Raw genomic sequence first — 12485 nt, 5'->3', positions numbered from 1 at the left:
CATGCACATGAACAGGCTTGCCGCTGTCGCCGCGGCCGTCACCCTCGTGGCCGGCTGCTCCAGCGGTGGCGCTCAGCAGAGTGCCGCCCCGTCGAGCTCCACCACGCAGAAGGTCGCCCTGACCTACTGGAACTGGGTGCCCGGCATGGACAAGGTCGTCGCGGTCTGGAACACTGCGCATCCCGACATCCAGGTCACCTCCAGCACCCAGGCGGGCGGGGACGACTCGGCCACCAAGTTCCTCACCGCCGCCAAGGCCGGGAACCCGCCGGATCTCGTCCAGGCGGAGTACCAGGCGCTGCCGTCGTTCGTGGCGGCCGAGGCGGTGGCGGACATCAAGACGGCGGCGGATCCGGTGAAGGCGCAGTTCAGCGAGGGCATCTGGGGGCTGGTCACGCTCGGCACCGACGCGGTCTACGGCATCCCGCAGGACAGCGGCCCGATGCTGCTCTACTACCGCGAAGACCTGTTCAAGAAGTACGGCATAGCCGTACCGAAGACCTGGCAGGAGTACGCCGACGCGGCCAGGACCGTGCACGCGAAGGACCCGAAGGTGTACCTCGGCACGTTCTCCAGCAAGGACCCGGGCTCCTTCGCGGGCCTGGCCCAGCAGGCGGGCGGGCAGTGGTGGTCGATCAGCGGCGAGGCGTGGAAGGTCGCCATCAACGACGAGCCCAGCAAGAAGCTCGCCGACTACTGGGGCGGCCTGGTCAAAGAGGGCGTCATCGACAACATGCCCTACTTCACCCCCGAGTGGAACAAGGCCCTGAACGACGGCAAGCTCCTGACCTGGCCGTCGGCCATCTGGGCCCCCGGTCCCCTGGCGACCAACGCGCCCAAGTCCAAGGGCAAATGGGCGATCGCGCAGCTGCCGCAGTGGAACGCGGGCGAGAACTTCAGCGGCTTCTGGGGCGGCTCGGCCGTCTCCGTGTCGGCGGGCTCCAAGAACAAGGAGGCCGCGGCGAAGTTCGCCACCTGGCTCAACAGCGACCCTGAAGCGCTCGCCCTGCTGGTGAAGGAGGGCTCCGTCTATCCCGCCGCGACCAAGGGCGCCGACCTGCTCTCCGAGCCGCCCGCGTACTTCTCGAACATCCCCGACTTCTGGAAGCAGGCGGCCGGTTTCGGCGCGGGAGCGCGCGGCTTCACCTTCGGCCCGAACGTCAATGTGGCCTACAACGCCTTCAAGGACGCCTTCGACAAGGCCGCGCTGAACAAGACCTCCTTCAGCGGCGCCCTCCAGAGCGTCCAGGACGCCACGGTCGCGGACATGACCAAGTCCGGCTTCAAGCTCGCCCAATGACCCCAAGGAAAAGCTGGGCGCCGTACCTGTTCCTGACCCCGGCCGTCACTCTGTTCGCCCTGTTCCTGGCCCTGCCGATCGGCTACACCGTCTACCTCAGTCTGCGCCGGACCAAGGTGTCGGGGCTCGGGCTCGGTAAGGGGTCGAAGCGGGAGATCTTCGTGGGGCTCGACAACTACGCCGCCGCCATCGGCGACGGCGAGCTGTGGACCGGCTGGCTGCGGGTGCTCGGCTACGGCGTGCTGGTCCTGGTCGTGATGCTGGGGCTGGCGCTGGTGTTCGCGCTGATGCTGGACGCGGCGAGGGTACGGCTGGCGCGCTTCTCCCGGATCGCGATCTTCCTGCCGTTCGCGGTGCCGGGCGTGGCCGCCAGCCTGATGTGGGGCTTCCTCTACCTGCCGAGCGTCAGCCCGATCAGCGAGCTGTTCGGGGTCGCGCCGCTGAGTCAGAGCACGATCGTGTACTCGATGGCCAACGTGGCGGTCTGGGGCGGCACCGGCTTCAACATGCTGGTGCTCTACACGAACCTGCGAGCCGTGCCGCAGGACCTGTACCAGGCGGCGCGCATCGACGGCGCGTCGGAGCTGCAGATCGCGCTGCGGGTCAAGATCCCGATCCTGGCCCCGGCGATCATCCTGGTCACCGTCTTCTCGGTCATCGCCACGATCCAGGTGTTCACCGAGCCCACCACGCTCCGGCCGCTCACGAACACGATCAGCTCGACCTGGAGCCCTTTGATGAAGATCTACCGGGACGCCTTCGTGACCGGTGACCTGTATTCGGCGGCGGCCACGGCCGTGGTGATCGCCGGGATCTCGCTGGTGCTGTCGTTCGGGTTCCTGCGCGTGGTGAAGAACCGCGCGTTCGGGGAGACGTGATGGCCCGCTCCGCTTCAACGTACGGGCTGGTCCCAACCGGGGTTCTGCTGGTCGGCGCGGTGTACTGCCTGTTCCCGGTGAGCTGGGTGGTGATCGCCGCCACGAAGACGTCCGGCGAGCTGTTCTCGACCTCGACGTTCTCCCCCGGCACCGGGTTCTTCCAGAACCTGGCCGATCTCGCCGCCTATCGGGAGGGGGTGTACTGGCTGTGGATGCTCAACACCCTGCTGTACGCGGGGGGCGGGGCGCTGCTGTCGACCGCCGTGTCCGCGGTGTCGGGCTACACGCTGGCCAAGTACCGCTTCGCCGGCCGGAACCTGATCTTCAACATCCTGATCGGCGGCATCCTGGTGCCCGCGGTGGTGCTGGCGATCCCGCAATATCTGCTGTTCGCCAAGGTCGGGCTGGCGGACACGTACTGGTCGGTCCTGCTGCCGCAGATCCTGCATCCGTACAGCATCTATCTGGCCCGCGTGTACGCCGGCGCGGCCATCCCCGACTCGCTGCTCGAGGCCGGGCGCATCGACGGGGCCTCGCACTGGACGCTGCTGACCCGGGTGGCGTTGCCGCTGATGGGGCCGGGGATGGTGACCATCTTCCTGTTTCAGTTCGTGGCGATCTGGAATAACTTCTTGCTGCCGTTCATCATGCTCGGCGACGACGGCAAGTTCCCGCTGACGGTCGGGCTCTACACGATGCTGGCCGCCGGGGCCAACCATCCGAGTCTGTACAACCTCATCCTCATCGGGACGTTTCTGGCACTCATTCCGCTGATCGCGCTCTTTCTCACGATGCAGCGGTTCTGGCGCACCGACCTCAGCAGCGGCGCCGTCAAGGCATGAAAAATGGGGGACTTACATGATCGAGGGCATCGCGTTCGGCGGGGACTACAACCCGGAGCAGTGGCCGCTGGAGGTGCAGGAGGAGGACGTACGGCTGATGCGGCAAGCCGGGGTGAACCTGGTCAGCCTGGGCATCTTCGCGTGGGTGCTGATGGAGCCCGCCGAGGGCGAGTACGAGTTCGGCTGGCTCGACACCATCATCGACCGCCTGCACAGCGCGGACATCTCGGTGAACCTGGGCACCCCGACCACGGTGCCGCCCGCCTGGTTTTCCAGAAAGTACCCCGACGCCTCCCCCACGACCCGCGAGGGCGTCCGCGTGGGCGCGGGCGCTCGCCAGACCGCCTGCTCCAGCCACCCGGCGTTCCGCGCGGCCAGCGCGCGCCTGGCCGAGCGCTTGGTGGCCCGCTACGGCGAGCATCCGGCCGTGGTGATGTGGCATGTGCACAACGAGTACGGGGCGCCGCTCGGCGAGTGCTACTGCGAGTCGAGCGTGGCCGCCTGGCGTGAATGGCTCCGGCACCGGTACGAGAGCCTGGACGCGCTCAACGCCGCCTGGGGCACCGCCTTCTGGGGCCAGCACTACGGCGAATGGGACGAGATCGACGCTCCCCGGTGGAGTCATACCGTGGTCAACCCGGCGCAGCGCCTCGACTACGCCCGATTCGCCAACGAGGAGCACCTGTCCCACTACCGGCTGCAGCGCGACATCCTGCGCCGCAGCGGCAAACCGGTCACCACGAACTTCGCGGGCACGGTCAACTGCAAGTCGATGGACCTGTGGCGGTGGGCCCCCGAGCTGGACGTCATCGCCAACGACCACTACCTGAACGGCGAGCAGCCCGACAACCACATCCACCTCGCCATGTCGGCCGACCTGAGCCGCTCCCTGGCCGGCGGCGGGCCGTGGCTGCTCATGGAGCACTCGACGAGCGCGATCAGCTGGCAGCCGCGCGGCATCGCCAAGCGGCCCGGCGAGATGCGCCGCAACAGCCTCGCCCACGTGGCCAGGGGCTCGGACTCGGTGCTGTTCTTCCAATGGCGTGCCTCGCGGTACGGCGCCGAGAAGTGGCACTCGGCGATGATCCCGCACGCGGGGACCGACTCGCAGATCTGGCGCGACGTCGTCTCGCTAGGCGCCGACGTGCGCCGCCTGGCCCCGGTCAAGGGCGAGCGGGTCACCAGCGAGGTGGCGATGGTCTGGGACTGGGAGTCGTACTGGGCGCTGGAGCTGGAGTGGCGGCCCTCGGGCGACCTGCGCTTCCGCGAACGGGTGGACGCCTTCTACGAGGCGCTCTGGCGGGAGCACGTCACGGTGGACTTCGTCCACCCTTCCGCCGATATTTCGGGATACAGGCTGGTTGTTGTGCCGAGCTCGTACCTGCTCGCCGAAAGCTCGGCCAAGAACCTGCAGCGCTACGTTGAGGCGGGCGGCCACCTGCTCGTGTCGTACTTCTCCGGCATCGTCGACGAGAACGACACCGTCCACGCGGGCGCCTACCCCGGCGCGCTGCGCGAGGTGCTCGGGCTGTCGGTCGAGGAGTTCCACCCGCTGCGCGAGCTGGAGACCGTGACGCTCACCGGCGGGGCCACCGGCCGGATCTGGTCCGAGCGGGTCCGCCTCGAACGCGCGGTGGCCGTGCGGCACTTCACCGACGGCCCCGACGCCGGGCATCCCGCCATGACCGCCAACGCGTTCGGCGGCGGCACGGCGAGCTACCTGGCCGCCGCACTCGGCGGCGACGACCTGCGCGCTCTGCTGGGCGAGGTGCTCGACCGCGCGGGCGTCTCCCGGCCGCGCGACCTGCCCGACACCCTGGAGCTGGTACGGCGCGGCGCCTGCGTCTTCCTCATCAACCACGGAGACATGCCCGTCACAGTGCCCGGCCTGACCGGCACGGACCTGCTGACCGGCGGCCCGTTCACGGGCGCGGTCCCCGCGGGCGGGGTGGCGGTCGTGCGCTGAGGGCGCTGAAGGCGCTGAGGGTTAGAGGCCCCCTCGGGCCCTCGGCGCCGCGCCACGTCGCGCGGCGGGTCCTTCGGTGGCGATCGGGCGCTGAGGACCGGCCGCCGGGCGCCAGGTTGATCAAAGTCGGCCACGCCGAGGTTGATCAGCATTAGAGTCCTGGCGTGATCGCCCCCTCCCCGTCCTCCAGCCGGACGACTTCGCCGAGCGGCACGACCGTCGCGTTGGTCTCCGTCCTCGCCGTCGTCATCTGGCTGGCGGGCTTCGTCGCCTGGATGGCCGTGTCGCTCCTCGGGGACAAGGCGTGCGAACTCGGCGCGCTGACCTATGACCAGACCGCGGAATGCGACGCGGCCAGCACGTGGGGCACGATCACCCTCTCGACCTGGCTGCTCGCGCCGATCGGCTGCGCGGTGCTGCTCGCCCTGCTCACGGCCCTCCCCGAGCGGCACACGGGCGCTCGTCAGGCGGCCCTGTACGCCGTGCCGCTCGTGCCGCTGCTGGTGATCGCGGAAGCGGCGCTCGCGTACACCCTGTGATCATCCCTCTCTCCTGGCCTTCGCCCGGCGCTTGCCCTCGTGCATCGCCTGGACGCGGGCGATCGGGATCGTGTGCCCCTCCTCGACCAGGTCCGCGGGCAGCCGCTGCGGCTCCGGCATGAGCTCCGCCCAGGGATCGCCGTCGGCGAGCAGCCGCGCGGCGGTGTGGACGGTGAAGTCGGCCGGCACGACCCGGTCGAGGTCTTCCCAAGCCACCGGGAAGGAGACCGGCGTACCCGGACGAATGCGCGGGCTGTAGGCGGCCGCCACCGTCGCCCCACCCGCCCGGGTCGAGTCGAGGAACACCTTGCCCTCGCGGTCCTCACGGATGAACGCCGTGGTGGCGAGCGCCGGGTCGACGCGTTCGGCGCGCGCGGCCAGGGCTCGGGTGGCCGCGGCCAGGTCGTCCATCGCGGTCCCCGCCACCACGGGCACGAACACGTGCAGCCCCTTCGCCCCGCTCGTCTTCACCGCCCCGGCCAGCCCCGTGTCGTCGAGGGCCTGGCGTACCAACCTGGCGGCCTGGACGACCTGCGGGAACGCGTCCCCTTCCGGCGGGTCGAGGTCGAGCACGAGATGGGTGGGATGCTCGCCACGGAACAGCGCCGGGTGGTATTCGACCGCCCGCTGGTTGGCGAACCAGAGCAGGGTCCTGCGGTCGTCGCACAGGGCGTAGGACACCTGCCGGTGCGACGCCTCGGCCCAGACGGAGATCGTACGGATCCAGTCGGGGGCGTACTTGGGCACGTTCTTCTGCATGAACGGCGCCTGGCCGGGCCGTACGCGGATCACCGACAGCGCGCGGTCCCGCAGGACCGGGATGATGCGGTCGCGTACCGCGTCCAGGTAGTCGACCAGATCCCGTTTCGTCGCGTTCGATCCGTCGAACAGCGGCTGGTCGAGATTGGTCAGCGACACTCCGTCCCGCGTCTCATCGCTGGTCACCCGGTTCACGATGCCGAGATACGGACGTGAGGTCAACTTTCCGCCCAACACGGGTGGGGCTGGTTTGCGGGGGAAACAACCCACTGCAAATGATTGACGTCCCGTAGCCCTTTCATTACCGTCCTAAGTTAAATATTGCCTGGGCGTAACGAACGGACGTGGCCATGAGCGATCTGAGCAGACGTGGATTCCTGCAGGTCGGTGTGGCCGCCGGGGCGTTAGCCCTGGCAGGCTGCGCGGGTGGCGGCGGCGGATCGGGCGGGGCGGCCAGCATGCAGTTCGCCTGGTGGGGCAGCACCGCCAGGCACAACGCCACCCAGCAGGCCCTCGCGGCCTTCCGTAAGAAGCGGCCCGGTGTCCAGGTCAGGACGCAGTTCTCCGGCTGGGACGGCTACTGGGAGAAGCTGGCCACGCAGACCGCCGGCGGCAACGCCCCCGACGTGATCCAGATGGACTACTCCTACATCGGGGAGTACGCCCGGCGTGGCAGCCTGCTCGACCTGGGCCCGTACCTCGGTAAGGGCCTGGACCTGTCCGGCTTCGCGAAGGACGTCGTCGACGCAGGGAAGATCGACGGCAAGCAGTACGGCGTCAACTTCGGCATCAACTCCATGGCCCTCATCTGGAACCGCACGCTGGCCAAGGAGATCGGCGTCGAGGTGCCCGATACCTTCACCTGGCCGGAGTTCGGCGAACTGGCCAAGAAGATCGCCGAGAAGGCGCCCAAGGGCGTCTACGCCAGCGAGGACGGCGCCCAGGACGGCGGTGCGTTCGAGAACTGGCTGCTGGAGCGGGGCAAGATGTTCTTCACCGCCGACGGCAAGCTCGCCTACGACGAGAAGGACCTTACCGAGTGGTTCACGTTCTGGGACGGGCTGCGCAAGGCGGGCGCGGCGGCCCCGCCCGACGTGCAGGCCACGGCCGCGGGCGATGTGCAGAACAGCCTGGTCGCCACCCGTAAGGCGGTGATGGACTGGGCCTGGTCCAACCAGCTCACCGCCTACATGAGCGTCACCAAGGACGACATAGCGGTCCACGCCTTCCCCACCGGGGACAAGCCTGGCCAGTACTACAAGCCGTCCATGCTGCTGACGGTCAGCGCGGCCACCAAACGGCCGCAGGACGCCGTCGCGCTGGTCAACGCGCTGGTCAGTGACGTGGACGTGGCCACGCCGCTCGGCTCGGAACGCGGCGTGCCGCCTTCGTCGGCGATCCGGGCAGCGCTGGAGCCGAAGGCATCGCCGTCGGAGAAGCTCGTCTACGCCTACATCGAGTCGCTCGCCGACAAGGTCGGCCCCTTGCCGCCTCCTCAGCCGCTCGGCGCGGGCGAACTGCACAACAAGGTGCTCATGAACGTCAACCAGCAGGTGGGCTTCGGGAAGCTGTCCATTGCCGAGGGGGTGTCCCGATTCTTCGACGAAGCGCGCCGCGTACTGAAATAACGGTCAAGAGGAGAGAAGGGCGGTCGGCGTACCTCTTCCTGTTGCCGTGGTTCGCGGGGCTGCTCCTGCTCACCGGCGGGCCGATCCTGGCCTCGCTGTTCCTCTCGTTCACCGACTTCGACCTGCTCACGACGCCGTCGTGGGTGGGCCTGGACAACTACGCGCGGATCATGGACGATCCGCACTTCGGCAACGCGGTGCGGATCACGATGATCTACGTGGTCGCCTCGGTGCCGCTTTCAGGCGGGTTCGCCCTGCTCGTGGCGGTGCTGCTGAACCGGCCCATGCGCGGCGTGGGCGTGTATCGCGCGGCCTACTACCTGCCGTCGCTGCTGGGCGGCAGCGTGGCGGTCGCCATCCTGTGGCGGCAGATCTTCGGGCCGGACGGGCTGGTCAACGACGTGCTGTCGGCCTTCGGGATCGTCGGGCCGAGCTGGATCTCCACGCCTGAGTACGCCATCTACACCCTGGTGGCGCTGCACATCTGGCAGTTCGGCTCGCCCATGCTGATCTTCCTGGCCGGCCTCAAGCAGATCCCGGCCGAGTTGTACGACGCCGCGGCGGTCGACGGGGCCGGCAAGGTGCGCGCCTTCTTCCGGATCACGCTGCCCATGCTCAGCCCGATCATCTTCTTCAACCTGGTGCTGCAGACGGTCAACGCGTTCAAGGCGTTCACCCCGGCGTTCATCCTCAGCGGCGGGACGGGCGGCCCCGCGGACTCCACGCTCTTCTACACGCTCTACATCTACCAGGAGGGGTTCGGGAACTTCCGTATGGGCTACGCCTCGGCCCTGGCCTGGCTCCTGCTCCTCGTGACCGCGGTCTTCACCGCGGTGGCCTTCCGTTCGTCGAGGTACTGGGTGCACTATGCCGACTAGGTCACGCTGGGCCGTTCACGTGCTGATCGTCGTGGGCGCGCTGGCCATGCTCTACCCGTTGTTCTGGATGATCAGCTCGTCGTTCAAGCCCAACGACGAGATCTTCGCCGATCCCGGCCTGGTGCCCCAGACCGTCGTCACGGACAACTACACCGATGGCTGGAACGCCCTCGGCGTGCCCTTCACCGGCTTCTTCGCCAATTCGTTCATCGTGGCGACGGCGGCCGTCATCGGTAACGTCATGTCGTGCTCGATGGCGGCCTACGCGTTCGCCAGGCTGTCGTTCCGGTTCAAGGGCGTCTGGTTCGGCGTCATGCTCGGGTCGATCATGCTGCCGATCCACGTGCTGATCGTGCCGCAGTACACCCTGTTCAAGGCGCTGGGGTGGGTCGACACGTTCCTGCCGCTGATCGTGCCGAAGTTCCTGGCCGTGGACGGGTTCTTCGTCTTCCTGATGGTGCAGTTCATCCGGTCGCTGCCCAGGGAGCTCGACGACGCGGCCAGGATCGACGGCTGCGGGCCGATCCAGGTGTACTGGCGGATCATCCTGCCCCTGTCGAGTCCCGCGCTGATCACCACCGCGATCTTCACCTTCATCTGGACCTGGGACGACTTCTTCAGCCAGCTCGTCTACCTGAGCGACACGTCGACGTACACGGTGCCGCTGGCGCTGCGGGCCTTCCTCGACTCCAGCAGCGGCTCCACGTGGGGGCCCATGCTGGCCATGGCCGTGCTGTCGCTCGTGCCGATCCTGGGCTTCTTCCTCATCTTCCAACGGCGCATCACCGAGGGCATTTCCACGACCGGCCTCAAGGGCTGACGGGTTTTGTTCAGCTCGGGTGGCATGATGCGGGAATGGTGGTAGTTCCCGAACTTCCGGCAGGCGACATGCTCGTGCTTCGCCCATGGCGGCTGGACGACGTCGCGGCGGTGCAGGAGGCTTCCGAAGACGCCTACATCCCCCTGGTCACCGGCGTGCCACCGAATTACTCGGCCGCCGAGGGCATCGCCTTCATCCACCGCCAGTGGAGTAAGGCCGCCGACGGGATCGGCTACTCCTTCGCGATAGCGAATGCCGGCGACAACCGAGCCGTAGGTCAGATCGGATTGTGGCCGGGTCTTCATGGGCGGGCTTCGGTGGGTTACTGGGTGGCGAAGTCGGCCCGCGGCCAAGGCGTCGCGGGCACCGCCCTGCGGGCCATCTCGTCGTGGGGCTTGGAGCGGCTGCGGATTCCACGGCTGCAGTTGCACGTGGAGCCGTGGAACACGCCGTCCTGGAAGGCCGCCGAGGGAGCGGGGTTCCTGCGGGAGGGGCTCTTGCGCAGCTGGCAGGAGGTGGGCGGTGAACGTCGCGACATGTACCTGTACTCGAAGCTCATCGACGAGCACCTTCGCTAGGGGAGCTCGGATTCGATGAGAAAGCGATGATCGCGAGCGGTGAAAGCGCCCTGGGAACAGATGCGCTCATGGAGCGCGCGTAGCCGCTGGTCATAACGGTTGAGGTCGAAGTCTTGGACCTGCCATGGGACCGCGCGCAACTGGAAGACGACAGCGCCGATGTCGTGAAAGACGTACTCGACCATCTCCTCACGGGCGTCCAGCACCCGCAGCCCGGCGCGGCGGAGCTGATCGACCGCGACTTCCAGCGTCCAGCTCGCCGGATCGATCGGGGGCGGTGCGCCCAGGGCGTCATTCAGCTCCAACCCATTACGGCTGCCTACTTGCTGGGTGAGCAGCCGTCCATTTGGGGCGAGAACGCGCGCGATCTCGGCGGCATTCAGCGCGCCGTGCCTGTTGAGCACCAGGTCGAAGGTGGCCTCGCGGACGGGAATCCGATCGGCGGCAGCGCCCAATACGGCCACCCGCAACGGTCTCAGCCGCTCGCCGGCGATGGGGACGTTGGGCGGCCAGCCCTCCATGGCGACCGTGTGCCGAGGAAGCGGAGACAGCGAAGCGAGCAGCTCACCTCCGCCGGTGTCCATGTCGAGCAGTCGCCGCGCCGTTGGAAGGAGCGACGAGGCTCGCTCGGCGTACACCCACGACGGTTGTCCACCGCTCGTCCGCCCGCGCAGCCAGCCGAAGTCCCACCCGCCGAGGGATGCCTCCGTGGCCTGCTCGACGAGCCGTTCATAGCTCGGTGGGCTGTTCGGACCCGACGGAATCCTCAACGCACAGGCTGGGTCGGATGCGGCTCGCTGGGCACCATGCCGGCCATGGCGTTGGTGATGACCCACCGTTCGTGATCCCGCCAGGCGCCGTCGATGAAGAGCAGCTCCGGCGAGCAACCCTCGCTGCGGAACCCGTGGCGTTGGACCAGCTTCAGGGACGCGTGGTTGTCGGGTTGGATCTGGGCTTCCAGCCGGTGCAGGCGCAGCTCCTCGAACGCGTAACGCATCACCAGGCGGAGCCCTTCGGACATGTACCCCTGACCGGCGGTGGGGGCGAAGGCCGCGTAGCCGAGGGAGGCGGTCTGGGCGCGCCCGCGGATGATGCTGTTGATGTTGATGTTGCCCGCCATGGCACCGGTGTCGCGCAAGCAGACCACCAGGCCTTCGGCCAGCAGCGGGTCGGCGAATTTCCCGAGAAAGGTGTGGAAATCCTGCGGCGTGGCGGGCAGGGACATGTACGGGCCGTACAGGTCGGCGCTGGCCCTGACCAGCTCGGTGAACTCGTCCTGATCATCGACGGTCATCCGGCGCAAGGTCACGCGACCGGAATCTCCCCCAAAACCGGTCAGGATGCTCTGATCGCTGCTTTCGACGCCATCGTTCTGAATCACAGCCCACAGGCTAGCTGATCGAAAACTTCGGCCGGTTGAGTCGCCGGCCGCAGGAAAACGAGTGGCCTCAAGCTACCCATCGGCGCTTCACTTTGAGCTGTCTTCCAGAGGGAGTTCCATGATCGTTATCTCGGCCGCGTCTGGTGCGCTCGGCCGCCTCGTCATTGACCGGCTGCGGACCCGGGCGGAGGTGGTGGCCGCGGTACGCGACCCCGGACGGGCCCCCGAAGGCGTCGCGGTCAGGCGGGGCGACTACGACGACCCGGCGAGTCTGCTTGAGGCCTTCGACGGTGCCACCCTCCTGCTCCTGATCTCCTCTCCAGAACTCGACCCCGCCCGCAGGACCAGTCACCACCTGGCCGCGGTCGCCGCCGCCGTCAAGGTGGGCGTCGGCGCCATCGCCTACACCAGCTTTCTGGAGGCCGACACTGTCGCCACCGGAATGACGGAGGCCCATCACACCACGGAGCAGGCCATACTCCGCAGCGGGCTGCCGTACACGATCCTGCGTCACCCCTTCTACAGCGATGCGTTCATCCCGCGGATCTCCGGCGGAGAGCTGACCGGCAGCACCGGGGGCCGAGGACTGAACACCGCCTTTCGGTCCGATCTGGCCGAGGCAGCGGCCAACGTACTGACTGGCGAGGGACATCTGGGCCAGGCCTACGATTTCACCGGCCCTCTGTGGAGTCACCCGGAGGTGGCCGAGGCACTGGGCGTGAGTTATCGCGAAGTGCCGGACACCGCTCCTGGACCCATGAGCTGGCTCAACGCGCAGGTGAGAGCCGGCGCGCTGGAGAGGCAGACCCCCGACTTGGAACAGGTGCTCGGCAGGCCCGCCGAGAGAATGGCCTCCCGCGTGCTGGCACAGCGTACGGTGGGCCTTCTCTAGGATCCGATATGCATACGGTTTCGA

At 68.0% G+C, this 12485-nt stretch carries 13 protein-coding genes; 10 read left to right on the top strand and 3 right to left on the bottom strand.

From position 1 onward, the window contains the following. Positions 1-7: 7 nt before the first annotated feature. The 5 genes from AB0B64_RS43265 to AB0B64_RS43245 all read left to right on the top strand — a co-directional run bounded on the left by AB0B64_RS43265 (position 8) and on the right by AB0B64_RS43245 (position 5525). Entirely contained in the window at positions 8-1300 is a 1293-nt protein-coding gene (locus AB0B64_RS43265) for an extracellular solute-binding protein (RefSeq protein ID WP_357958224.1), read from the top strand. Next, positions 1297-2178 (top strand): sugar ABC transporter permease, encoded by an 882-nt coding sequence (locus AB0B64_RS43260; protein ID WP_358185654.1) that lies wholly within the window; start codon positions 1297-1299, stop codon positions 2176-2178. Before AB0B64_RS43265 ends, AB0B64_RS43260 begins: the two co-directional genes overlap by 4 nt. Then, complete coding sequence (locus AB0B64_RS43255; protein ID WP_357958228.1) at positions 2178-3020, top strand: carbohydrate ABC transporter permease; 843 nt, start codon at positions 2178-2180, stop codon at positions 3018-3020. Before AB0B64_RS43260 ends, AB0B64_RS43255 begins: the two co-directional genes overlap by 1 nt. A gap of 16 nt (positions 3021-3036) precedes the next feature. Beyond that, a complete protein-coding gene (locus AB0B64_RS43250) occupies positions 3037-4986 on the top strand; it encodes a beta-galactosidase (protein WP_358185649.1) in 1950 nt (649 codons plus the stop codon). A 164-nt stretch (positions 4987-5150) separates the two neighbouring features. Then, positions 5151-5525 carry a hypothetical protein gene (locus tag AB0B64_RS43245; protein WP_358185646.1) on the top strand — a complete coding sequence of 125 codons (375 nt, stop codon included), beginning with the start codon at positions 5151-5153 and terminating at the stop codon, positions 5523-5525. Here the strand turns inward: AB0B64_RS43245 and AB0B64_RS43240 are convergent, their stop codons facing one another. Next, the gene (locus AB0B64_RS43240) at positions 5526-6470 is read right to left on the bottom strand and encodes an ATP-dependent DNA ligase (RefSeq protein WP_358185643.1); all 945 of its coding nucleotides are present in this window, start codon (positions 6468-6470) and stop codon (positions 5526-5528) included. 164 nt (positions 6471-6634) lie between these two features. On the opposite strand from AB0B64_RS43240, the gene AB0B64_RS43235 reads away from it, so the two are divergent. Genes AB0B64_RS43235 through AB0B64_RS43220 form a run of 4 tightly spaced genes read left to right on the top strand, consistent with a single transcriptional unit; the run spans position 6635 to position 10188 of the window. Further along, on the top strand, positions 6635-7912 hold the full coding sequence (locus tag AB0B64_RS43235; RefSeq protein ID WP_358185640.1) for an extracellular solute-binding protein: 1278 nt from the start codon (positions 6635-6637) through the stop codon (positions 7910-7912). Then, a complete protein-coding gene (locus AB0B64_RS43230; RefSeq protein ID WP_358185782.1) occupies positions 7879-8790 on the top strand; it encodes a sugar ABC transporter permease in 912 nt (303 codons plus the stop codon). The genes AB0B64_RS43235 and AB0B64_RS43230 overlap by 34 nt, the downstream gene beginning before the upstream one ends. Next, positions 8780-9610 (top strand): carbohydrate ABC transporter permease, encoded by an 831-nt coding sequence (locus tag AB0B64_RS43225; protein WP_358185637.1) that lies wholly within the window; start codon positions 8780-8782, stop codon positions 9608-9610. The genes AB0B64_RS43230 and AB0B64_RS43225 overlap by 11 nt, the downstream gene beginning before the upstream one ends. Before the next feature lie 35 nt (positions 9611-9645). Beyond that, positions 9646-10188 carry a GNAT family protein gene (locus AB0B64_RS43220; protein WP_358185633.1) on the top strand — a complete coding sequence of 181 codons (543 nt, stop codon included), beginning with the start codon at positions 9646-9648 and terminating at the stop codon, positions 10186-10188. Here AB0B64_RS43220 and AB0B64_RS43215 read toward each other — a convergent pair. Next, on the bottom strand, positions 10185-10958 hold the full coding sequence (locus AB0B64_RS43215) for a class I SAM-dependent methyltransferase (protein ID WP_358185630.1): 774 nt from the start codon (positions 10956-10958) through the stop codon (positions 10185-10187). The two genes, AB0B64_RS43220 and AB0B64_RS43215, sit on opposite strands and share 4 nt — an antisense overlap. Continuing rightward, on the bottom strand, positions 10955-11497 hold the full coding sequence (locus AB0B64_RS43210) for a GNAT family N-acetyltransferase (protein WP_357958243.1): 543 nt from the start codon (positions 11495-11497) through the stop codon (positions 10955-10957). The genes AB0B64_RS43215 and AB0B64_RS43210 overlap by 4 nt, the downstream gene beginning before the upstream one ends. Positions 11498-11687: 190 nt before the next feature. Between AB0B64_RS43210 and AB0B64_RS43205 the strand changes: the two genes are divergently transcribed. Further along, positions 11688-12461 (top strand): NAD(P)H-binding protein, encoded by a 774-nt coding sequence (locus AB0B64_RS43205; protein ID WP_358185627.1) that lies wholly within the window; start codon positions 11688-11690, stop codon positions 12459-12461. The last annotated feature ends 24 nt before the right edge of the window (positions 12462-12485 follow it).

The organism is Nonomuraea sp. NPDC049129 (assembly GCF_040648495.1).
In the GTDB taxonomy this organism is placed as follows: domain Bacteria; phylum Actinomycetota; class Actinomycetes; order Streptosporangiales; family Streptosporangiaceae; genus Nonomuraea.
This window is presented reverse-complemented; position numbering and strand designations above follow the sequence as displayed.

What these genes read in the sequence shown, in the direction of transcription:
- AB0B64_RS43265 (WP_357958224.1), top strand. Translation starts at nt 8, where the DNA reads ATGAACAGGCTTGCCGCTGTCGCCGCGGCCGTCACCCTCGTGGCCGGC.
- AB0B64_RS43260 (WP_358185654.1), top strand. Translation starts at nt 1,297, where the DNA reads ATGACCCCAAGGAAAAGCTGGGCGCCGTACCTGTTCCTGACCCCGGCC.
- AB0B64_RS43255 (WP_357958228.1), top strand. Translation starts at nt 2,178, where the DNA reads ATGGCCCGCTCCGCTTCAACGTACGGGCTGGTCCCAACCGGGGTTCTG.
- AB0B64_RS43250 (WP_358185649.1), top strand. Translation starts at nt 3,037, where the DNA reads ATGATCGAGGGCATCGCGTTCGGCGGGGACTACAACCCGGAGCAGTGG.
- AB0B64_RS43235 (WP_358185640.1), top strand. Translation starts at nt 6,635, where the DNA reads ATGAGCGATCTGAGCAGACGTGGATTCCTGCAGGTCGGTGTGGCCGCC.
- AB0B64_RS43225 (WP_358185637.1), top strand. Translation starts at nt 8,780, where the DNA reads ATGCCGACTAGGTCACGCTGGGCCGTTCACGTGCTGATCGTCGTGGGC.
- AB0B64_RS43220 (WP_358185633.1), top strand. Translation starts at nt 9,646, where the DNA reads ATGGTGGTAGTTCCCGAACTTCCGGCAGGCGACATGCTCGTGCTTCGC.
- AB0B64_RS43205 (WP_358185627.1), top strand. Translation starts at nt 11,688, where the DNA reads ATGATCGTTATCTCGGCCGCGTCTGGTGCGCTCGGCCGCCTCGTCATT.